The organism is Microbacterium sp. NPDC008134, from assembly GCF_042957055.1.
GTDB lineage: Bacteria > Actinomycetota > Actinomycetes > Actinomycetales > Microbacteriaceae > Microbacterium.
Map to the genome: position 1 here is coordinate 809,930 of NZ_JBIBHO010000001.1, position 19,488 is coordinate 829,417.

20 protein-coding genes, 1 tRNA gene and 1 pseudogene are annotated in these 19,488 nt (G+C 64.2%); 10 read left to right on the forward strand and 12 right to left on the reverse strand.

Going from position 1 to position 19,488, the window contains the following annotated elements; translation table 11 throughout:
• Positions 1 to 66: 66 nt before the first annotated feature.
• Entirely contained in the window at positions 67 to 657 is a 591-nt protein-coding gene (locus ACFY9N_RS03740) for a hypothetical protein (protein ID WP_391476923.1), read from the reverse strand.
• Positions 658 to 732: 75 nt separating this feature from the next.
• Between ACFY9N_RS03740 and ACFY9N_RS03745 the strand changes: the two genes are divergently transcribed.
• The 4 genes from ACFY9N_RS03745 to ACFY9N_RS03760 all read left to right on the forward strand — a co-directional run bounded on the left by ACFY9N_RS03745 (position 733) and on the right by ACFY9N_RS03760 (position 3,776).
• Positions 733 to 1,659 (forward strand): PfkB family carbohydrate kinase, encoded by a 927-nt coding sequence (locus ACFY9N_RS03745; RefSeq protein ID WP_391476924.1) that lies wholly within the window; start codon positions 733 to 735, stop codon positions 1,657 to 1,659.
• 86 nt (positions 1,660 to 1,745) lie between these two features.
• A tRNA-Tyr gene (locus ACFY9N_RS03750) sits at positions 1,746 to 1,830 on the forward strand.
• A gap of 255 nt (positions 1,831 to 2,085) precedes the next feature.
• Positions 2,086 to 3,216, forward strand: coding sequence for a toll/interleukin-1 receptor domain-containing protein (locus tag ACFY9N_RS03755; RefSeq protein ID WP_391476925.1), 1,131 nt, complete (start codon positions 2,086 to 2,088; stop codon positions 3,214 to 3,216).
• 23 nt (positions 3,217 to 3,239) lie between these two features.
• Positions 3,240 to 3,776, forward strand: a complete 537-nt coding sequence (locus ACFY9N_RS03760) for a hypothetical protein (RefSeq protein WP_391476926.1) — start codon at positions 3,240 to 3,242, stop codon at positions 3,774 to 3,776.
• A 1,418-nt stretch (positions 3,777 to 5,194) separates the two neighbouring features.
• Here the strand turns inward: ACFY9N_RS03760 and ACFY9N_RS03765 are convergent.
• The 3 genes from ACFY9N_RS03765 to ACFY9N_RS03775 form a co-directional block, all read right to left on the reverse strand.
• Entirely contained in the window at positions 5,195 to 5,608 is a 414-nt protein-coding gene (locus ACFY9N_RS03765; RefSeq protein ID WP_391476927.1) for a hypothetical protein, read from the reverse strand.
• 76 nt (positions 5,609 to 5,684) lie between these two features.
• A complete protein-coding gene (locus ACFY9N_RS03770; RefSeq protein WP_391476928.1) occupies positions 5,685 to 7,505 on the reverse strand; it encodes a hypothetical protein in 1,821 nt (606 codons plus the stop codon).
• A complete protein-coding gene (locus ACFY9N_RS03775) occupies positions 7,505 to 8,527 on the reverse strand; it encodes a hypothetical protein (RefSeq protein ID WP_391476929.1) in 1,023 nt (340 codons plus the stop codon). The genes ACFY9N_RS03770 and ACFY9N_RS03775 overlap by 1 nt, the downstream gene beginning before the upstream one ends.
• A 219-nt stretch (positions 8,528 to 8,746) precedes the next feature.
• On the opposite strand from ACFY9N_RS03775, the gene ACFY9N_RS03780 reads away from it, so the two are divergent.
• The 5 genes from ACFY9N_RS03780 (at position 8,747) to ACFY9N_RS03800 (ending at position 12,810) form a co-directional block, all read left to right on the forward strand.
• Positions 8,747 to 9,229 (forward strand): helix-turn-helix domain-containing protein, encoded by a 483-nt coding sequence (locus ACFY9N_RS03780; RefSeq protein WP_391476930.1) that lies wholly within the window; start codon positions 8,747 to 8,749, stop codon positions 9,227 to 9,229.
• A gap of 431 nt (positions 9,230 to 9,660) precedes the next feature.
• Entirely contained in the window at positions 9,661 to 9,798 is a 138-nt protein-coding gene (locus tag ACFY9N_RS03785; protein WP_391476931.1) for a hypothetical protein, read from the forward strand.
• 324 nt (positions 9,799 to 10,122) lie between these two features.
• Positions 10,123 to 10,380 carry a helix-turn-helix domain-containing protein gene (locus ACFY9N_RS03790; protein ID WP_391476932.1) on the forward strand — a complete coding sequence of 86 codons (258 nt, stop codon included), beginning with the start codon at positions 10,123 to 10,125 and terminating at the stop codon, positions 10,378 to 10,380.
• Between the two features lie 2 nt (positions 10,381 to 10,382).
• The gene (locus tag ACFY9N_RS03795) at positions 10,383 to 11,696 is read left to right on the forward strand and encodes an FRG domain-containing protein (protein ID WP_391476933.1); all 1,314 of its coding nucleotides are present in this window, start codon (positions 10,383 to 10,385) and stop codon (positions 11,694 to 11,696) included.
• Between the two features lie 13 nt (positions 11,697 to 11,709).
• Positions 11,710 to 12,810: an MBL fold metallo-hydrolase gene (locus ACFY9N_RS03800; protein WP_391476934.1), complete on the forward strand. Its 1,101-nt coding sequence runs from the start codon at positions 11,710 to 11,712 to the stop codon at positions 12,808 to 12,810.
• Between the two features lie 19 nt (positions 12,811 to 12,829).
• Here ACFY9N_RS03800 and ACFY9N_RS03805 read toward each other — a convergent pair whose 3' ends face one another.
• The 5 genes from ACFY9N_RS03805 to ACFY9N_RS03825 form a co-directional block, all read right to left on the reverse strand.
• Positions 12,830 to 13,342: a hypothetical protein gene (locus ACFY9N_RS03805; protein ID WP_391476935.1), complete on the reverse strand. Its 513-nt coding sequence runs from the start codon at positions 13,340 to 13,342 to the stop codon at positions 12,830 to 12,832.
• Between the two features lie 275 nt (positions 13,343 to 13,617).
• Positions 13,618 to 14,505: a hypothetical protein gene (locus ACFY9N_RS03810; RefSeq protein ID WP_391476936.1), complete on the reverse strand. Its 888-nt coding sequence runs from the start codon at positions 14,503 to 14,505 to the stop codon at positions 13,618 to 13,620.
• Positions 14,506 to 15,269: 764 nt separating this feature from the next.
• The gene (locus tag ACFY9N_RS03815) at positions 15,270 to 15,653 is read right to left on the reverse strand and encodes a hypothetical protein (protein WP_391476937.1); all 384 of its coding nucleotides are present in this window, start codon (positions 15,651 to 15,653) and stop codon (positions 15,270 to 15,272) included.
• Positions 15,650 to 16,480 carry a metallophosphoesterase gene (locus tag ACFY9N_RS03820; protein WP_391476938.1) on the reverse strand — a complete coding sequence of 277 codons (831 nt, stop codon included), beginning with the start codon at positions 16,478 to 16,480 and terminating at the stop codon, positions 15,650 to 15,652. Before ACFY9N_RS03820 ends, ACFY9N_RS03815 begins: the two co-directional genes overlap by 4 nt.
• A 78-nt stretch (positions 16,481 to 16,558) precedes the next feature.
• A complete protein-coding gene (locus ACFY9N_RS03825) occupies positions 16,559 to 16,888 on the reverse strand; it encodes an Lsr2 family protein (protein WP_391476939.1) in 330 nt (109 codons plus the stop codon).
• Between the two features lie 460 nt (positions 16,889 to 17,348).
• On the opposite strand from ACFY9N_RS03825, the gene ACFY9N_RS03830 reads away from it, so the two are divergent.
• Positions 17,349 to 17,609, forward strand: a complete 261-nt coding sequence (locus ACFY9N_RS03830; RefSeq protein ID WP_391476940.1) for a hypothetical protein — start codon at positions 17,349 to 17,351, stop codon at positions 17,607 to 17,609.
• A 37-nt stretch (positions 17,610 to 17,646) separates the two neighbouring features.
• Here the strand turns inward: ACFY9N_RS03830 and ACFY9N_RS03835 are convergent, their stop codons facing one another.
• The 3 genes and pseudogenes from ACFY9N_RS03835 to ACFY9N_RS03845 form a co-directional block, all read right to left on the reverse strand.
• A complete protein-coding gene (locus tag ACFY9N_RS03835) occupies positions 17,647 to 17,964 on the reverse strand; it encodes a substrate-binding domain-containing protein (protein WP_391476941.1) in 318 nt (105 codons plus the stop codon).
• 199 nt (positions 17,965 to 18,163) lie between these two features.
• A pseudogene (locus ACFY9N_RS03840) lies at positions 18,164 to 18,466 on the reverse strand (PfkB family carbohydrate kinase); the annotation flags it as partial.
• Positions 18,467 to 18,487: 21 nt separating this feature from the next.
• The gene (locus tag ACFY9N_RS03845; protein WP_391476942.1) at positions 18,488 to 19,432 is read right to left on the reverse strand and encodes an arginase family protein; all 945 of its coding nucleotides are present in this window, start codon (positions 19,430 to 19,432) and stop codon (positions 18,488 to 18,490) included.
• Between the last annotated feature and the right edge of the window lie 56 nt (positions 19,433 to 19,488).

Genomic DNA, 19,488 nt, shown 5'->3' on the forward strand with positions numbered 1-19,488 from the left:
CCCGGGGCCTTCGTCGTTCCCGCCTGTCTGCGCCGTCGCGGCATCCGGGCGGGCAGAGCGGATGCCTCAGCCGAAGATGCTCGCGATGATGCTGGCCGTGTAGCCGGTCGGTGCGAGGTTGGAATACTGGGTATCGATGAGGATGTCGTCGCGCCAGAAGAGCGTGCGACCGTCGGTCACGGGGTACTGGTCGTTCTGCCAGGTCTTCTCGCAGCGGGTGCCGCCGTCGGGCGTGAAGCAGCTGAACCCCTCGGTGTCGGCGAGCTCATTGAGCAGGTCGAGCGCGGGTCCACGGTTCATGCGTTCGATCGTGGTCACGAGCCCGGTGGTGTCGGCGCGGGGGTCGCGCCAGATGCAGGTGAGAGTGCCATCGGTGCCGACGCCGGATGGTCCGAACGCGGCGTCGTTCAACGGTGTCTCGCCGAGCTGCGACAGCACGTCCTCCGAGAGGATCGCCCGGCAGTCGGTGGGAAGTGCCACGGCCGAGACGGTGGGTGTCGGCGACGGACTGGGGGAGGCGGATGCCGACTCGGTCGGTTCGCCCGTGGGCGACGGCGAGGCCGAGGAACCCCCGTCACCGTCGGAGGTGGCGCCGCAGCCCGTGAGGCCGGCGATGAGCAGGAGGGCCGCGACGGCGGCAACGGAGCGTGCCTTCATAGCCACACCGTACTCCTGCGTCATCCGCCGATGCGCGAGCGGACGATCGTGGCGGGGCGCGGTAATGTCGGGCGGGTGAGCACAGACACTTCTTCCCGATCCGCGGTCGTCATCGGAGACGCCCTGATCGACGAGATCCGCGATGAGGCGGGCATCCGTGAACTGGTCGGCGGCGCCGCGTTGAACGTCGCCGTGGGCCTCCGCCGGTTGGGCGTGCCGACGACGCTGATCGCCATGGTCGGCGACGACGACGCGGGCGCGCACATCCGCGAGTACCTCGACGACCACGGGGTGACGCTGATTGCGGAGCCGGCACCGCACGGCTCCTCGCGTGCGATCGTGCAGCGTTCGGCCGGCGGTGAACCGGAGTACGTCTTCAACGAGGCGGCGCAGGGGCGAAGCATCCGTTATTCGGCTGCCGCGCGGCAGGCGATCGCCGCGTCGGATCTGGTGGCGATCAGCTGCTTCCCGTTCGACGTGCCCGCCGAAGTCGATGCGCTGGCGGATGCCGTGGACGGTGCGCGCCTCGCGATCGATCCCAACCCGCGCGCGGGCATGCTCAGCGACCGCGAGGAGTTCGTGCGCGGTTTCGAGCGCCTCGCCTCGGCGACCGAGATCGTGAAGGTCGGCGCGGATGACGCGGCGCTGCTGTACGACGGAGACCTCGACGCGCTGCGCGCGCGTCTGCGGGGTCTCGGAGTGCGTTCGGTGCTGGCGACGGCGGGCTCCGACGGCGCGGTGATCGAGACGGATGCCGCGACCATCACTGCGCCGATCGCGACGCTGCCGGGGCCGATCGTCGACACCGTCGGCGCGGGCGATGCGACCCTCGCCGCCGTCGCGGCGGGGCTGGTCGGGGCACGTCCCGAGGCCGCGGAGGAGTGGCAGGCGCTGTTGCATCGGGCGATGGACATCGCGGCCGCGACGTGCCGTGCCGAGGGCGGTCTGCTGCGCACGCCGGAGTCGCTCGCGGAGTCGGCGCGCGGCGTGCAGGGCAGCTGAGCTCTCGATTTCATCCACCGGCGTTCGGCGGGTACTATAAATACTCGTGCCCCCGGTTGGCTGTCGAAGTTGGACGGGTGCGCTCTGGCGAGTTACCCAAGCGGCCAAAGGGATCTGACTGTAAATCAGACTGCACTGCATTCGGGGGTTCGAATCCCTCACTCGCCACCAGAGGGGTATTCGCGTATCTCGGGATTTTCATTCCCGTATCTCAGAATGCCAGGTCAGATGAAGAAAGCCGCCGGGTTTCCGGCGGCTTTCCTCGTTTTCGCGTGGAATTCTGCCCCTCGGTAAGCGCCCTCGCGGATGCTGGCAGCGGAGGTGGGGTGGGAAGTCCGAGGGGCTTCTCATCGAAGTCGGACACGTGACCGCCCTTGTGTCGCGCTAGAGCGTCCTTGTGTCGTTGCCGTCTGAGAAGATCGGTCCATGACCGATGACGCAGCCGACTTCTTCGTGAGTTACACCGAGGCTGATTCTGGGTGGGCGGAGTGGATCGCGTGGCAGTTGGAGGCCGCGGGATACAAGGTCGTCATCCAGAAGTGGGACTTCAAAGCCGGTAGCAACTTCGTTCTGGAGATGAACCGAGCGGCCTCGACTGCGAAGAAGACCTTGCTCGTACTGTCGCCGGCGTTCCTCGAGAGCGGGTTCGCGGCGTCGGAGTGGGCGGCCGGATTCGCGAAGGATCCCCAGGGGTTGAACCGAAACGTGATCCCAGTACTCATCTCACCGACGAAGCTAGACGGCCTCCTCAGCCAGATCGTCTACGTCAACCTCGTCGGTCTCAGCAGGGATAGTGCAGCGACCGCGCTCATCGCTGCCGTCGAGCCCGGCCGCAGCAAGCCTTCCGCCGAACCAGCATTCCCTGGTGCGGTGTCCGTGCCTGGGCTGGCACCTACGGTGGTTACCACCGCAACTGGTTTGAGCTGGTCGCCCACGACTTCGACGCTCACTTCTGTGCCGCGGGAGTCAGTATTGCCGCGTAGCTGGTCGAACGACGTCTATGTGGCCTTCGAAGTCTCACTGGTGCCGGCTGAGGTGCAAACTTTGCGCGTCGGGCAGCTGGAGGCGATGGCTGACGAGTTCGTGGCGACCGGCCGCGCTGCGGGGCTGTTCTCGCAGGGCGGAGCGGTCGAGAATGGTGCCACAGCAGACGTGGCTTTCGCAAAGACGCAGGATGACGACGCAGCGGGCCTTCTCGTGACGCGCCAGGGTCAGAGGACCGCATGGATTACGTTGCCGCACGACTTGCTCGGCAGCGTCCTCGACCCGGAGCAAATCCGACCAAGAGTGTCGCGCGTTCTGCAGCTGCTATTCAGTGTCGATCTACCGCTTGCTGTCAGGTATGGCTTCACCGCGCGTCTTCATCCGTCGAGATCGCTCATGGTGGGGGACGCATCGACGGTCGGCGCGCGCAGCTCAGCGTCAATGGGGATGGGGTACGAAGAGAGGTTCCCGGTGCCGATGCCGGACAACGTCCAGGGTGACGCTATCGCCGCACACAGTGACGAGCTCGCTGAGGAGCTCGTAGCCCGCGTCGTGGCTGCCATGAGGTCATGAGACGTCCGCTGGGACGCTGGGAGGTGCTCAGCGGCCCGCACAAGGATGGCAGTACGCACATCGGCGTGCGTGTGCTCCCTGACGCCGCGACGCAGCTTCGAGCCGCGAATCACAATCTCGTCAACAAGATGTATGACCGTTCGGTCGACCGTGAGGCCGTCGCGTCCGTCAGGGTTGGGGACGTGCTCGACGTGCGTTTCGATGGTGACCGGAGTTGGTGGGCGTGGCGCGACGAAGTCCGTTTGGGTCGGCTGACGTGGACGCTCAGCAACTTTGAGGCCAAGGATTGGCGGGATGCGAACCCGCGTATCGACGACGGCACGCTCCAGGTCATTCGTCTGGTGATCGACGCAGGCGGCTCCGTCGTGAACGTCGGAGGCATCGTGCGTCGCCGCGGGGTATCGATTCCGCCGGTCAAGGATGCTGTCCCCGACGCGGTGGTGACCGTGCCCACGTTGCGCGCTCGGGTTGACTCTGACGGCACAGTGCATATCGCGAGTGAGGCGGCGCGGGTCGGACGCCCGCAGAGGAGCTTCTGGCGGCTGAGGTTTGGGCGCTGACTGGTTGTCGTCGGGGCCTCACGAACGACTTGCCGCAGGGTACGGAATATGAGCATTGAATTCATTGCGGAGGCGGAACGCGACGACAGTGCTGAGGACCTGGTGCTGGCTGCGAGGAATGCGCGGGTGTGGGCGGCAGCATCAGAAGAGCTTGCGAGGTTCTACGAGGCCCGCGCCATCGCAAGACTCCGAAGTGCTGGTGGAACGAGACGTGCGGCACGGAAGATTCTCGGTTCACGCGACGGCAGCCTGTCCGTCCACAACGAGGATGTCTGGGCACGGGTCGGGTTCCTCAATGTACTAGTCGACCCCGAGGATCGGCCCTTGTTCACCCCGTTTGCTACAGCTGAAAGAAACGTAGTTGCGCTGCCGGGTACCGCTGAGGAACCTGAACGGGGTGCGCTGAGAAATCTTGGCGCGTGGCTTCGCGCCACACGAGCTCTCGTTCCCAGCACCACTCGCACTGGCCATCGCCGCAGTCCCAGACGAAGGGATCTTCGCGGTGCAGTACCCGCCGGATAGAGAGGGCGGCAGGCTGACTCACGGGGTCCATTCCCCACCTCGCGGACGGTTTACGGCTGGCAGCAACGGTGTAGAGCCAGCGGCCGATTCCTAGACCGACGTAGTGTTGGCCAGCATCTGCATTGCCTGATGGAGATCCGACGTTGTGGGGCTTGGGCAGGATGCCCCAGGTTTTGTCGTGATCTCTGAGGAAGCATCGGGCTCGGAGTCCGCTCGCGTCATGCTCGATGACGAATGACGTGCATGCGCAGCGCTCTGGGTTCTCGCATGCGCAGAGGATGTTGAAAGTCGGTGATTGGGCGATCTCTTGAAGACGTGCAACCTCCCCGTGGACGAGCGCGCGAAGCGAGGCAACAGTGACGAGAGATGCAATCTCCGGATAGGCGCCCCAAGTATCTGGCTGCCGAAGCGAACGTCGGCTAGTACTAGGCATGATCGTGGTCAGAGCGCTTGACGCGGCGCGCTCGAGCGAGCCCTCGTCGAGCAAAACCTCAGGGTGGTAAGCGTGCCGGTGGGTCTGAGGCGGAACGCGTTCACGTTCGAACGCAGCGAACATGATGCCACGAGCAGCTGCAGCCGCGAGATGCTGGAGATCTTGGCTGTCGGTCTCCGACGGTCGGGAGGTTGAGGTTGTGCGCTTTCCGCGACCGAGTATTCTTCGGATGAACGACTGGCGTGGTTCAGGTCGGATCGAGGGGTAGTGCAGCTGCCGGTGGAGGATCAGGAAACGATCTTCGGCGGTAGGTTCCGGCGTGTGTCGTGCGAACGATTCCATAGCTTCGCCAGGCTATCGGGAGACACGGGCGGCGATTGCGTGCAGCCGGGGAATGTGCAGGGAATCGAGATGAGACGCCCGCGAACCAGGCGGCGAGGTCGGTGCGCTCCGCGACCGCGCCTCACCTCACCGCCTCGTCGAACACCTCCACGTATGCGTCGAACCGGAAGCCGTTCTCCACGTACTGGCAGTCGTTGAAGAGCCCGTGCCCGTCCCACGTGTACGCGAAGCTCCAGTGCTCGGAGTCTTCGGCGATCCCGGATGCGGCCAGCTGAGCCTGCAGGTCGCGGATCACGATGGGGAGGATGCGTGCGGCCGCGTCAGCGGTGTTCGCGGTGTCGGTGGTCTGGGCAGGGCTGCCGGAAGACGGTACGAAGATCGTGTGCCCGGGGACGGTGGTGAGTGCGCCGTCTCGCGCGTCCGGGCGGATCTTTCCCGGGTAACGGGCGTCGAGGCGCTCGTAGAGGTCGAGGCCGATGTCGACGGTGATGTCGCCGATGAAGTCGTCCGGGTGAATCGGCTGCGAGAAGGTCATGGTGGCTCCTGATGATGAAGGGGGCATCCGGGGTTCCGGACACCCCCTCCATGCGCGGGCTAGCGCGATGCGTGCGTCACGCGGAAATCAGGCCGTAGCGTGCCTGGCGGCTGGCGGGCAGGTCGCGGCTCGGCTTCTTCTTCGCCCTCTGCGTCCGAGTGGTGCGCACGACCGGTGCCAGGTGATTCGTGCGCTTCTGACGCCGGCGCGGGGCCTGTGCGGGCCGGGTCTCGTCGTACTCCTCTTCCAGCCAGTTGTAGATGTTTCGTGCGTTCTGTGCGACGACACCGAGGATGGCGAGGAACGCCTGGCTCGCCTCTCCGCGAAGGCGACGGTTGGTGGAATCGTGGAGGCTGTTGTCAGAGCGCTTCAGCGACCTGTTGAACGACTCGATGGTCTGACGCCCATAGGTGTGCATCTCGTCCCACTCGGCGGTGCCGTAGCGGTGGTGCTGGCGATACTTCGCCCCGTGCTCCGCTTCGAAGGTCACGCTGTTCTTGTTGGTGCAGATGTCGCCAGGCATCTTCGGCGTGTTCTCGACGGTCATCAGGTCGACACCTGACTTCGGGGCCGGTTCGTTCGGCTTCAGGGGGCAGTCGAGGTGCCGGTTCGAGCCGGACGCGGGGCACGTCATGATGAGGTTGCCGTTCGCCTTCTTGTCCTTCTGCTGCAGTTCCCACTTTGCGCGCTCCTGCAGCTGTGCGTAGCGACGCTGGCGGTGGCTGCGCTCCCGCTCTTCGCGCATCGCCTTCGTGAGCTTCGGGTTCTTCTTATCGTCGGCGACAGCCTTGTTGTAGCGGAGCATGATGTCGCGGTGGGTCATCGGGGTAGCCGGGCACATCCACCGACCTTCGAGCATGAACGCTCCATGGGCGACGGCCTGCTTGGTGCCCTCGCCCTTGGAAGCGACAGACGAGCCGACCGGGTAACGCATGCTCAGCATCGCCCCCGCGTCGCGCAGCGGGTTCTGCAGCATCTCGGGGTTCGCATTCGGAAGGTACGCCTGGTCGCCGATGATGTACCCGAACCCATGGCCCCAGGCGAGGATGTCGTCGAAGACTTCGCGAGCGTGATAGTTCCACTCCGTCGACGGGCGGTGGAAGTTGAAGCCGACGATGATGTGCGGCACCGACTCTCGGTGCTCGGAGTCGTTGGAGACGAGGACGGCGAGTTCCGCTTCGTACCCGTAACCGACCTTCTTTGCGTGGGTTTCAGTGCCATCCCAGCTGTCGCGCTGGTCGTACTCGCGGTAGTACCAGCCGGCGTCCGGGTCCAGGGGGAACGTCTGGTCGTCGCGACGCTTCTCCTTCTGGGCTTTGGACATCCCACGGCTGGGGGCAGCGAGAAACGTGGCGTCAATGGTGAGGCTGAGTTCGTGCGTCTTCGCGGATTCGGGGAGCGAGTCGTACTGGGCGTGGAGCAGGTCGTTGGCGAATCGGAACAGACGCAGTCGCTTGTTCTCCAGCTCGTCCGCGCGCGATGCACGGTCCTCTTCGATGGCGGCGAACTCGCCCTTGAGGACCCGCCGCTGTCGGTTCGGCAGCGGCTTGTAGTCGAACACGTCGAGCAAGCGGTTCGTTGCCCGCTCCACGCGGTTCTGCATGTCCGCGTACTTGGCGGTGGCGTAGTCCAATGGTGCGCCCATGATGACCGCCGCTTCCGGGGTCATGCGGGTGGAGAGGACTTCGGCGACGCGCATCGAGTACAGGGGCTGCTGCTCGAACGCGACAATCAGCCAGGCGATGAGCGTGGCACGGACGTTGAGGGACGTGGGGCGGCCACCGCGGTACTTGCGGTCTTCCTGCTCCCAGACGCAGACCTTGTCCAGAACGCCGGAGGTGTCGACGATGTTTCCGGCCCACTTCACGACGTTGATGGGGAGGAGGTGCGCGGTCATCACTTCACCTCCGTTGCGAGACGGAAGGACGCGGCCTGCTCGGAGGCGGGAGTGAACGACGCGAACGACGCGAGACGGCGCAGGAAGTCCGGGGCGCTGAGGCCGGCGGCGGCCATGAGCGCGAAGACGTTGGTGGATGCATCGACGTGTGCGAGCAGCCAGGTTGCCCTCATCCTCTGTGGGGAGGGTGAGCCCGGTCCACAGATTTGCAGGGTGCTGGTCATGGCGGGCTTGTCCCGCATCTCCGACTTCGGGGAGACGAGGTACTGCGACGGCGTGCCGGTGAGGGTCGAAGCGAGCTCATCATTCCAGGCGGCGAGGACCGGGATGGTGCGGTCTGCGAGCTGGACGCCGAGCATGCCGTCTGCAAGTTCGACTACGTCCTGCTCGCGCACCCGTGCCATCTCGGCGGTCGTCAGCCCGCACCCGAGTGCGAGAGTCGCGATAGCCGTTGCGTTCCGGGTGCGGTAGTCGGTCTGCTGCCAGTGCGCCCAGTAGCGAATCTCCTCCTGCTCCACGAGCGAGTACGGCGTCGACGGGGTCGCGGTCGTTGCCACCGTGCGCTTCTCGACGGTGTTCGCGAGGCCGGCGAGGGTGCGCATCAGCTTGCGTTCGCGCTCTGCGACAGGCGCTTCGACCTCGGACTTGCGGTGGGAAGTGTAGGAGTTGATGACGCGCTCGTTGAGTGCGGCCTCATCGACTGAGGTGACGCCTGTGATGAGTACCCACTCAGCGAACGATGTCAGGGTGGAGAGTGCGCGCTCGGTGTCCCGGAGCTTGCGTCCCTCCGAGTACTGACGGTGGACGGTGTCCCGGATGAAGCCGGCCATGTCGGTCCAGACGTGGGGCTCGAGGAACATCGGGGTGTAGTTGTTGATGTAGTCGTGGTTGTTCATGACTACCTCATGCGAAGTGCGCACCTCTGTTGTGTACGGGGCTACAGCGAGGTCGTGGTGTAGCGATTCCGTGGTCATCTGGCCGCTGTCGGCGATGAAAGAGCTGAGATTCAGGGAGGTGTTCATGACCACTTCATGCGAAGTGTGAGATTCGGTTGTGTACCGAGCTACAGAGTGCGTGCGGTGTGGTGCTTCGGCGCACGAAGGGTGCGTTCCGGTCGGAGTCGGACGAGGGGAGTGGTGGTCGTTGTTCATGCTGACCTCATGCGAAGTCCGCGCCGGTATTGTGTACGGAGCTATCCGCGGCACGTTGTGTAGCGATAAACCGCACGAACCGAGGTCTCGATGGACTACCGCTACCCGCCTAACCACCACATGCCGGAGCACGCGCGTTTCGGGCAGAACGACGTTTCGCCGTGGTCCGGGCCGGACGATCCTGACCCGGAGCGCCGCGCGGCGAGGATTCAGGATCAGGCGTCGCGAATCGTTCGACTGCGATTGAAAGCGGATGGAATCACGCAGCAGGAGTTCGCGCAGCGCATCGGGATGGACCGTCCGAAGGTGAGCAGACTGCTCACTGGTGCGATGTGGGCGAGTCTCATCGATCTCGAGACGCTTCTTGGTGGGTGCGGCGCGACGCTGACTTCTGTCTCGCTCGCCATCGGCGACGGGACTCATCAGAGTGCACGGGTGAAGAAGGTCATCAGCTCATACCTTCGGGAGCAACTGGAGAAGGTGGAGGAAGAAACTGCTCGTATCGAACAAGAGCGTCCATCGACCGAAGTCCCGCAGCAGCCAGAAGATCCTGCATCGGGGTTCCTGCGGTGAGGTGCTCCACGAGCCAGGTGGCGCGCATCCGCTGAGCGGTCGGCGGGATCCCCTCCGGCAGCGATCTGGCGATGAAGGTCGTGACTATGTTCCGATGCCACGCCACTCCTGGTCGAAAGAGCGTTGAGTCGGGGGTCGCGGCGAGCGACGCGAGTTCCGCGAGCTCGCGCTGCCACTGCTCGAGAACGGGCGTGAGGCGGTCGCCGGCTCGAACGACAGCACCGTCGTAAAGGATGTCGGCGGCTCGTGTCGCGCAGATCTCGCGCGTCGGCATTCCCGTTCCGAGGCCCAGCGCAACAAGCGCGCGAGACGACAGCCGATGCTCGTCCCGTTGTGACACCGCCCACCGGGCAACCTCAAACGCGTCGGTTCGCGAGTAGGGGGTGCTTGGGGAGGACGCGGCAAGTGGAGTTAGCGGCTTCTGTGGGGTGATGACCCCCAGCACTTCCCCGACGCGCAACATCAGTGAGCGGCGTCGCCCGCGACTCGCGCTGTGCGCCGTCGGCATCATGGACGCGGCCGCTGCGATGACGTCGCGCCTGAACACGGTCTCGCGCGTCATCGAGTAGCCGGCGACATTCACGCACCAGTCCACATGATGCGCTATCGCGTTGACGACCGACGCGCCCGAGTACGTGAGATGCGGAATAGCCTCGCGTACGGCACGAACCACGAAGTCTCGGATCACTAGCCAATCGTCCGAGGGCAGATCCGGAACGTAGTCCGAAACGTCTAGGGTCGTCTCGCGCATAGAGCGGGGGAGGGATGGCATTGCGACCTCCTCGACTTGGATTCGAGACGCTAGCACGGGCTATATGGTCTTGTACATATGTCCTGGAAAATCCGACCCGCTACATAGGGTGTGCTTTTCTGGGCCGCATGCGCATGCTGGAATGGTGTGGGATGAAAGAAGCGCTAAGCGCCTAGGCGTAACTCTCGGGGATCTGAGGAAAGCGCGTGGGCTCTCGCAGGAGGCGCTGGCCTATCGAGCGGGGATCACCAAAAATCAGCTCCAGCTCATCGAGGCAGGGCGGACGACAGGACCTGCGAAGACGGCAGGCCCCTCCAATCCCAGACTCTCCACGCTCGCCGGCCTCGCCGATGTCTTGGGGACCTCGGTCGCTGAGCTGCTCACGGCATCCCGTATCTGACAATGGTTAAGGACACCGGCCAGAACGCCGAGGAGCCGGAAGGCGCCGACAGCGAGCCCGACTGGAGCGGGACGCTGGACTCCTACCTCGTAAACACCAAGATCCCCGCGCCGATGACGCTCGGGCGGCTCTACTCTCGGTTGGGTGCGGCCGAAGCGCTCGGTATCCAATCGCTTTCGCCGGAGGTTCTCGAGAAGCTCCGTAACGCCATCCTGGGCGAAACGAAGAGTATCGCCGACTTTCGCATGTCCATCCCAGAGGTGGAGGCAAACCTTCCGCACTCGTTCTGGCAGTCCCTCGCGAAGAACACCCGTCTAGCGGAGAGCGCTGCATCCGTGGCGTCCTTGTACTCGACGGATCAGCTGGTCCGGGCGGCAGAGAAGAAGAAGAAGCGTCCGCCGCGTCAGTCACGAACCGCCGAAGATTTCTTTAGCCAAGTCATTGTGGAAGTGGACAGTGTCGAGAAGCTGCTCAAGACTCTGTACACGATTCAAGCGAAGCACCATGAGCATCGACTGGTGTGGCGTGGGCAGCGCAACATCAAGTGGGGAGTCCACTCGTCGCTCTACCGGCAGCTCGCCGAAAGCGGGGCCGTCGACGAAACGCGGCTCATCGAGGCTGAAACGACGGAACTCGCGCACGCCGCTGCATGGGGCATTGATACGCCGAGACCACTGCAGTACTTCGCACAACTGCAACATCACGGAGCACCGACCAGACTCATCGACGTCTCCGTCGACCCCGAGATGGCGTGCTGGTTCGCCGTGGAGCAGCATCCCAAAGACGACGCGGCTGATGCTCTGGTCCTCGCCTGGGGCCGCTCGCCGCGCGTGGGCCGGAAGATCTCGGCACCGGAGGAGCTGACGGCTGACTATGCGGACGCTCCCTTCTGGCATGACTGGGTCGAGGATGAAGAGCGAGCGAAAGTCGGATGGGGCACCGGGACACGGGCCTGGACGTGGTTTCCGCCGGCGCTCAGCGACCGGATGCGCGCGCAGCGCGCGGGATTCATTCTCGAGGCTGGCCCGATCCTCACCGACGACGTCGTCTCGGTGTTCAATGACCTCCTCCCGATGTCCTGGACCAGCGAGGAAATCGCCCAAGCGACGTCGGTGGTCGGTCTTCCGTCCCGCCATGATGTGCTGACGAAGCAGAACGCCGCCCACCTGGTGCCGTTGTTCGCCATCCGGATCACGTCCGCCGCGAAGCGACCGATTCTCGACTACCTCCAAGGAAAGGGGCTGCACACCGCGAGCGTGTACCCAGACCTTGGTGGGCTCGTCAATTACCTGAGCGGCCCCCGCGGGCCTCGTTGAGCGGGGAGGCTCAGTGATATTCACCGTCGTGGCTGTCGGCGATGGGGCATGCTCCGTTGTTCGAGGCTGGCCTGACTCCCAGGTGATGCTTGTGGACTGCGGAACCGCCGGCAACGCGGGCGTTTCTGCGTCGGGGACGCTGGCGATGGAACTGCGTTGGCACACTGCTTTGATCGACACCGTGGTGATCACGCATTTCGACGCCGATCACTGGCGGGGTCTTCGTGATCTGCCCCAGCACTGGGTATATCCACCTGGCCGCGAGGTGGAGCTCCGGTACCCGGCACTTCTCCCCGGCGATGCAGGGCTCACCCAAAGGGCCTATGTCGCACTGCAAGCGTCGCGGCTGAGTGGCCCCATCTTCGGGGCTCTCGACCTCGTCGGCGCGTGGCAACGGGAGGGCGTCGCGGTGAGACGTCGCCCGTCGATTCGTGGAGACAGATTCTGGGGTGGCGGTTCATTGTGGAGCGTTCACTGGCCACCCACGGACGACCACCGTTTCGATGATCGAACTCAGCGCCGACTGCGGAGACTGGGAACAGAGATTAGAACCCTTGCGCAGCAGGTCGATGAGTTCGGGGTGGCCCTCGACGCGGTCCAGGCCGCATGGTTCGGCGGCGACGACAACTCGGTTGATGTGGACCAGTTGAACCGGGTCACTGCAGCAGAACTATCTGATGCGCTCAAGGGTGCGCTGGGGGACGAGGGGTTCGAGGGGTTCGCGAAGCGCCTGGGAGCGTTCACGAATGAACTGAGCCTTGTGCACTCCAACGAACTCGTCGCCAACTTCGGTGACTGCGAAAAGTCAGGGCTCAAAGCGCTCTTCAAGATGGAGGCAGACGACCAGACGCTGCGTGCGTCCTACCCCATCATCCTTGCGCCCCATCACGGGACCACGAAGGTCTCGAAAGCCGTTCGAGACCGCTTCCCGCGTGCCAGTCATGGCCTCGTCAGTCAGAACGGTGAGAAGCGGTACTTGGATGGGCAGAGAGACAATCAGAAGGCTTTCAAAGATGCGGTGACGAGTGGCGGTGGGCAAGAGCTGAATACGTACAATCCGTCGCTCGCGCCATCCCCGCACGGCCCGCACGTTAGATTCTGGCTTCCGTCGTAGGAAAGGCGGGGCGCTGGTGTCAGCGTACGCGCGGGTCAGCCAGCACGAACGGGATGATCTTGCTCGTGACCAGCTTGCGGATCTTGTACCCCTGTCTCGACGTGATGGTGCTCTTGTCTCGCTTCCCGAACATCTTGAGCAGGAACTCGTAGTCGTTGACGCCGTCTCCGTAGTTGTAGCTGTCCGGGGTGAACGCGCCTTCCTCAAAGAGAAACTTCAGCGCTGCACGGGAGAAGAACTCGGTCGTCATCTCCACCGGCTTGCCGGCATTCGCCGTTGCCTGCACAAGGGCGAGCTTGTGGAAGACATCGACCCGGCGGTTGAGGTCGGTGCGGCCGAAGTGGTTCACGCAGGAGCTGCCAATGGGGAACAACTCGGCGCCGTTGGCATCGTTGGTGATGGTGTACATCCAGAGCAGGCCAGTCTGCCCGCACACGCACACCCCGTCACTGCTCGGATGCTCCTCGAGCGACGTCACGTCCCACTCGAGGAGCGCCTTCTTCCACTTATCAGCATCTGATGCCGCGATCACGGCAGACCTGAGAGCCTGAAAGTTCGCTGTTGTCCCCATTGTTCCCATCCCCAATCGCTCCGACTGTACAGCGAAGCCATCGACATGTGGTGGCGGCGAACTCTTGCGCGTCAGAAAGACCGACGCCAACGGCCTTGGGTGGGGAACGCACTTGTGGGTTTCTCAGGCCGAAGCCGAGGCGCTATTCCGCAGTGAAGGGCTGTTCCGGTCTCCTCCGGTCAGCTAGCGCCGGGCGCTATCGTCTAAGAGCGGCGCCACCTTACAAGAGATCAGGATCATGAGTCCTCTGTCGCGGCAGTCAGCTTGTCGAGCCGCGCCTTGATGCCGCTGTCCTTATACTTCGGCGGGCACGCATCCACGTACCTCTGCAGCACAGCGATCTCCTCATCGCGCTGCTTGAGTTTCCGGTGGATGATGGCCGCCTGTTCCGTGTAGAACGGCGGAGGGGAGGTCTTCTCCCGGCGGGCAGCGTTCTCCGCACCCTGAATCGCTTGGTAGCAGAGCTCGAGAGCCTCATCGAGCCGTCCCTCCCGCTTGAACTGCTTGATCGGCTCGACAGTCTGCAGGTAGTGGAGGCCGTCGACCATGCCCGCCTTGAACTCGGCTGCTCGCGTGCCGCCGCCAGCGAGTGCCTCTTTCACCATCTGGTCCCTGCCCCGGTGCTGCGCGACGTTTTTCGCGGTAGGGGACATCGGGGGCCGGTTCTTCTCGGACCACTGCCACTTCGCGCTGTTCGTGCCCAACCACGCCCACGCTTCAATGCGGAGACCCTTCTCGAGCAGCTGGGTGAAGATCTGCACACGAACCGGACGCGCACCGCTCGTCGACAGGTCAAACTCTTTCGCGACGAAGCCAGGCAGGTAGCCCACACGCTCACCTTCGACCATGACGACGACCGCAGACGGGTCCACGGGGTTGTCGGGCTCGCGCTGGATGACCCCAGCAAGCTCAAGGTATCCGTTGTCGTCCGGGTCGAGCCGCTCAACCAACCGCGTCACAGCGGCCCTGGCGCCGGTCATCGTGCCGGCGAGCTGGACGAGATCGGGCACGTTGGCCCGGTACTCGACGAAGACCGAGGCCGCGGTGGAGGGTGCCTCAGCGCGCTTCGCCACAGCCTGTGTCTTCGGTTCGCTCTTGCCGAAAAGTCGCTTCAGAATGCTCACGGCGTCATCATTGCAGAAGTCGCGGGAGAAGATCGCGGCAGCTCAGTCAGACGCGTGCTCGGTACGTCCCTTCACTCGATTCGGTCAAGAGCAGACGACTGCTGTCCGACATGGTCGCTGTCCCAGTGCGCCCAGCATGTGCGTAGGTTGCACGCATGGCGTCTCCTGTCAGTCCGTGAGTCGGGAAGTTGTCGTTGCTCTCTACCCTGCGGCGACTGGCGCCGCGGGGCGATGAAGCCCCTATGCGCTGTCCCCGCGCAGGATGTCGATCTGGGGCTGAAGGCGAAAATGCCAACTACCGGCCAAGGTGACCTTGGCTGGAGTTTGCCCAGTGTTTTCAAGGGATCGGAGGCCGGTGGCAAGGTTGCCAAGTAGTAGGTAGTTCATATGAGAAAAAAAGTAAGTAAGTAGTAGAAGGGGCCTAACTTCTCTCTGAAATCCCCTATATAGATACACCCCGCACTTGGTCACCTTGGCAGGTCGGGCGGGTTCCTTACTCTCGACTGGGATCGGAGGCCATTCTGGCCTTGGCAGCGGCCTTGTCGGAGCCCTGCCACCGGCTCCATTCCGCGGATCCCGGGAGTCGAGCCTCGATGCGCCGTAGGGTACAAGGCGAGAGAGAGTCGCGGAGAACACGTCCCCGGTCGAGCAAGCCATGAGCTGCCGAGCGGCCGCGACCGTAGCAGGAGGAGGAGTCCTCGCGCCGGGGCCTGTGTTCACCGCTGACAAGTCCACAGAGTATGCCTGAGTCGACTTTCGAGAGCTCAGTTTCCCCACGCATACGCATCATTGCGCGCTTCAAGAAGCAGCTCGCCTAACGCTCCCGCGCGGAGACGGTCGATGTTCCTCGGCAGTTCCCCGCCAACGTCGGTAACGAGCGGCGTGTTCAACCACTGCGCCCAGGTCCAAGGCGATTCGACTCCCGAGTGCAGCACTGTGAGGACGTCAGCCAGGTGGGGGACCGGTCGCCCATCGTCGAATTGGAAGGCGGGGTACAAACGGACATCGTCCTCGGTGACGAGCTCCAGCACCTCAAGCGCAGCGACGGCCTCTCGGAGCCCGTGCAGGGTCCACCCAAACCGGCGCACAAGCGACGTTTCGCTGTAGCACGGCCCGATGATCTCGGCCCATGCCCTCTTGGCGGTCATCGCCCTGCCGCCTCCCGGATCTGCCGGAGCGTCGGCGTCTCGATGCGCAGCATCCGCATGTCGAGGAACCCGAGGTTTCCCTGTTGCCCGTCCTGGCCGAGGCTTGCTACACGTCGGCCGTCCGTTGTGGCCCCGCCTCCCGGCATGTGCATATGACCGTGGATGAGCAATGAAGGGCGGACGGCGTCCCAGACCTCGGTAACCCTCGCACGCGACGTGGCCGAAGCCGCGCGGGCGTCGTCCGGGAAACCGAAGGGGTTCGTTCGGAGGATCTCTCGAACTGCCCGGACAGGAGTGCCGGCTGGTGACTCATGTGTCAGCATCAGATCCGCAGGTCCGCCGTCGACGGCCTGGGCGACGTCCTTTTCCCTGATTTCCTCGTCCGTCCACCAGCTGACGCCCTCCACCCGCCATGCTCTGTCCACGGATGTCGCGCCTCCGAGCGACAGCACGCTCCGTCCGCCGATTGTCATGCGGGCAGGTCTCGGCAACAGCCATGTGATCTTCGAGACCCGAACGGCTGTGTCAGGATGCGAGTCGAGGAGCGGGCTGATCTGGTCCCAGGGCTCGTGGTTGCCGAGCGTCACGTAGATGCGCTCGATACCTGTTCCGTCCAGGGCCTCGTCGGTGGTGTCGGGATCCATCGCCCAGTCGCCGAGCTGCAGCATGGTGGTCACGTCCGGGGCAAGCGTCTGAACCGCTCGGGCGACGGTGCCCAGCCACCGAAAGTTGCCGTGTACGTCACCGACCACGGCGACGCGCTCATCGGGTAGGTCGATGTTCGATGCGAACTCGAGCTCCCGCAGCGGCGGTGGCGTCCAGGCCATATGGTCAAGTATACCGGGATAAGTGGCAGAAAGGCTGCCAGCATGTGACGAGGCGGTCGACGCCGTGGTCGGCTTTGCTCAGCGAGTCCCGGTGCTGGACTCTCGCTGGCTTTCCGCGAAGGCGCGCCGAATGTGATGCGCGATGCGACCGCGGTCAGAAACGGCGAATCCGTTCTCACGCGCCCATGCTCTGATGTGTTCGATGTGGGGTGGTGGTGTGCTTTCCGTCTCAGGGCGGGCCGGTCGTCCCGCCTCGATGTACGGCAGTAGAAGATTGAAGAACGTCTCCGCGTTGTCAGTGGAGAGGTCGATCTCATATCGGCGCTCACGATAAGCGAAGGTGATCCTGTGGTGCGCCTCCGAACCATCGAGGTCATCAACCAGCTCAGTGACTTCGTTGCTCGCCATATTCGAAGAGTACTCAGGGCAGGAGGTACTGTCAGCGGCTCGGTCCTGGAAAAGCCGCGTCAAGCCGATCTACTCCTCAGCGGCGTCTTGTACCGCGTTGCCCCACACCCAGCACCGAAACGTCCGTCTTTCCGCGCGAAACTCGATACCCACGGCCAGTGGCGTGGAGCGGACGAGCTTGGCGTCGACGCGGATGGCGGATGGCGGAGGGCCCGAGCCTCACCCAGGCGCGGACTACCCGATAGGGCTGCGGATAGATCGTCACCGGCTGTTCGCGCAGCGCAAGCTCGCGCTCTGTGAGTGATTGCAGCGGCCCGGCGCGAGCTGCGCGCAGGATCTCTTGATGCTGGGAACGCATGTCGTAGTAAGCCGCCAACCTCTTGCTCGATCCCACGCCGGCATCCTCTCTCCGGCCATGATCAGGCTAGCAACATTCGAATCTATGTTCTATCCTCGGAGCATGAGACCCCCGACCGCTCACCTGCCTGCCACCCTCTGGATGGTCGACGACATTCCCACCAGGATGGTCTTCGCTGGTCGCCGCTGGATAGTCACGGACACGCCCACCCGCCTCCGCCACTCCATCTGGGCCGCGCCTCACGAGGACAGCGCCGGACTCTACGGCTGGCGCTTCCAAGGCACCGACGACGACGGACTGTCGTTCGTCTTCGACGTGTTCAAAGCGGAAGATGGCTGGCACGTCCATCGCAGCTACGAGTAATTCTGACCCGGGGATTGAGAGCTCTCCAAGGTGTGTTCTAACTGTTGGGCGCGCACCCGCAACTCTCGCGGCGCACGAGGGTATGGGCGAAAGTGTGGCGCGAGGGCGCCTCGTCGGGCGAGGTGAGCGTGTGCGCGACGTACTTGGCGATCTCGTCGAGGGGGAGACGGATGGCGCTCAGGGAGGGAACGGCGAACTCCGACGCCTCCGTGCCGTCGATGGAGATGACAGCGACCTCTTCGGGGATTCGGACTCCGCGGGCGTGAAGTGCATGCAACGCGCCCAACGCTTGGACATCCGACGACGCGAAGATGGCACGGGGCGGGCGAGAGGAGTCGAGCGATGAACAGATCACCGCGCTTGACGATCTCGGAGGTGAGCGGAGTCGCCGATGCGGTATTGATAGCAAGGAAGCCGGTCGTCGTCCGCGCAAGGGCCTCGACGGCCGCCATCGGGATCTCCAACTGAGTCAGGATCGCGCCGTCGACGAAGTCGAATCCATCGACACCCACGTCGCCATTCGCGCCAGGGCAGACGACGATCTGGTTCTCACCAGCATCGTCCACCATCACGAGGGCGACGCCGGTCTGGCTGCCACGCACCGCAACATGGTCGACGTGCACTCCGGCATCCCGCAGGTTGGTCAGGGCGAACGACCCGGGCTCGTCCCTTCCCACCGCTCCCACCATGGATGACGTTGCTCCGAGCCTGCTCAGGGCAACCGCCTGGTTGGCACCCTTTCCTCCTGGTTGGCGCGTGAACACACCGGTGCCCACAGTCTCGCCCGGCGACGGCAGCCGTGGCGAGTGTGACGTCAGGTCGACGTTGATGCTGCCGACCACTGTGATCTGAGTCATGGCGCTCCCTCTCGTGGTTTATCAGGCGATGCGTTCGGCGAGTCCCGCCGCCGCTTCCAACACGGTCAGTGCGGCCAGGCGAACGGTGCGCCCGTCGGCGGCGTCAGCGGTGGCATCGACCTCTGCGATGTCGAGCCCGCGAACCAGGGGGCTGCGGGCAAACGCGCGAGTCAATCGCCGCAGCTCGTGCGCCTGAAGGCCTCCGGGGATGGATGCCGGGCACCCGGGCGCCACAGAGCGGTCGCAGACATCAACGTCGACATCGACATGTACGTCCCCGCCGCCGGCGCCCGCAATCGCCAACGCTTCTGCCGCAATCTCCGAAATAGGGCGCTCGAACAATTCATCCCTGTGGATGACCGTGATGCCCAGGTCGAGTGCTCTCTGGCGGTACGCCTGGGAGTTCGCGAAGTCGGCGATCCCGATCTGGACGACGTGGTGCGGGTTGAGCCCCGCTTCGATGAGGCGGCGGACCGGCGAACCGTTGCTGCGTCCGTCTCGGAGGTCGTGGTGTGCGTCGAGGGTGATGAGGCCTGCGCGGTCGATGCGGTCACCGACGACACCGAGGGCCGCAGGTACGGTCAGCGAGTTGTCGCCGCCAAGGAACACTGTCAGGTCCGCGCGCGCGGCGATCTCCGTGACTCTCGCGATGGCGACCCTCTCGCCCAGCTCCGAATCCGGGTCGTCTACGTCACCGAAGTCGAAGATGCGAAGGTCCTCGTCGAGGACATGACCGAGCGATTGGCGGTCGTTCGTCGCAACGTGCGTCGAGTATCGGCGCAGGGCATCACGCACGGCGCGAGGAGTCATGTGCGCGTTGGTTGGTGACAGCGAGAGGCGATGCGTCGGGATCCCGACGATTGCAAGGTCGACGGCATCGGCGTCGGTCGCTAGCTCCCAAGACCCTGCTCTCGGCCACAAGGGGTCATGAGAAAGCGACGTGTTCACTTCGTCGTCGGAAAGCATGATTGGACGCTAACAACGGCCATAGGTGCGGCCAGAGGCTTGGGCTGCCGTTGTGT

Excerpts from the sequence above, each read along its gene's own strand:
- ACFY9N_RS03775 (WP_391476929.1), bottom strand. The coding sequence starts at position 8,527 with ATGAACACCTCCCTGAATCTCAGCTCTTTCATCGCCGACAGCGGCCAG.
- ACFY9N_RS03740 (WP_391476923.1), bottom strand. The coding sequence starts at position 657 with ATGAAGGCACGCTCCGTTGCCGCCGTCGCGGCCCTCCTGCTCATCGCC.
- ACFY9N_RS03795 (WP_391476933.1), top strand. The coding sequence starts at position 10,383 with ATGGTTAAGGACACCGGCCAGAACGCCGAGGAGCCGGAAGGCGCCGAC.
- ACFY9N_RS03780 (WP_391476930.1), top strand. The coding sequence starts at position 8,747 with ATGGACTACCGCTACCCGCCTAACCACCACATGCCGGAGCACGCGCGT.
- ACFY9N_RS03790 (WP_391476932.1), top strand. The coding sequence starts at position 10,123 with ATGGTGTGGGATGAAAGAAGCGCTAAGCGCCTAGGCGTAACTCTCGGG.
- ACFY9N_RS03815 (WP_391476937.1), bottom strand. The coding sequence starts at position 15,653 with ATGACCGCCAAGAGGGCATGGGCCGAGATCATCGGGCCGTGCTACAGC.
- ACFY9N_RS03820 (WP_391476938.1), bottom strand. The coding sequence starts at position 16,480 with ATGGCCTGGACGCCACCGCCGCTGCGGGAGCTCGAGTTCGCATCGAAC.
- ACFY9N_RS03845 (WP_391476942.1), bottom strand. The coding sequence starts at position 19,432 with ATGCTTTCCGACGACGAAGTGAACACGTCGCTTTCTCATGACCCCTTG.
- ACFY9N_RS03825 (WP_391476939.1), bottom strand. The coding sequence starts at position 16,888 with ATGGCGAGCAACGAAGTCACTGAGCTGGTTGATGACCTCGATGGTTCG.
- ACFY9N_RS03765 (WP_391476927.1), bottom strand. The coding sequence starts at position 5,608 with ATGACCTTCTCGCAGCCGATTCACCCGGACGACTTCATCGGCGACATC.
- ACFY9N_RS03830 (WP_391476940.1), top strand. The coding sequence starts at position 17,349 with ATGAGACCCCCGACCGCTCACCTGCCTGCCACCCTCTGGATGGTCGAC.
- ACFY9N_RS03785 (WP_391476931.1), top strand. The coding sequence starts at position 9,661 with ATGACCCCCAGCACTTCCCCGACGCGCAACATCAGTGAGCGGCGTCGC.
- ACFY9N_RS03755 (WP_391476925.1), top strand. The coding sequence starts at position 2,086 with ATGACCGATGACGCAGCCGACTTCTTCGTGAGTTACACCGAGGCTGAT.
- ACFY9N_RS03770 (WP_391476928.1), bottom strand. The coding sequence starts at position 7,505 with ATGACCGCGCACCTCCTCCCCATCAACGTCGTGAAGTGGGCCGGAAAC.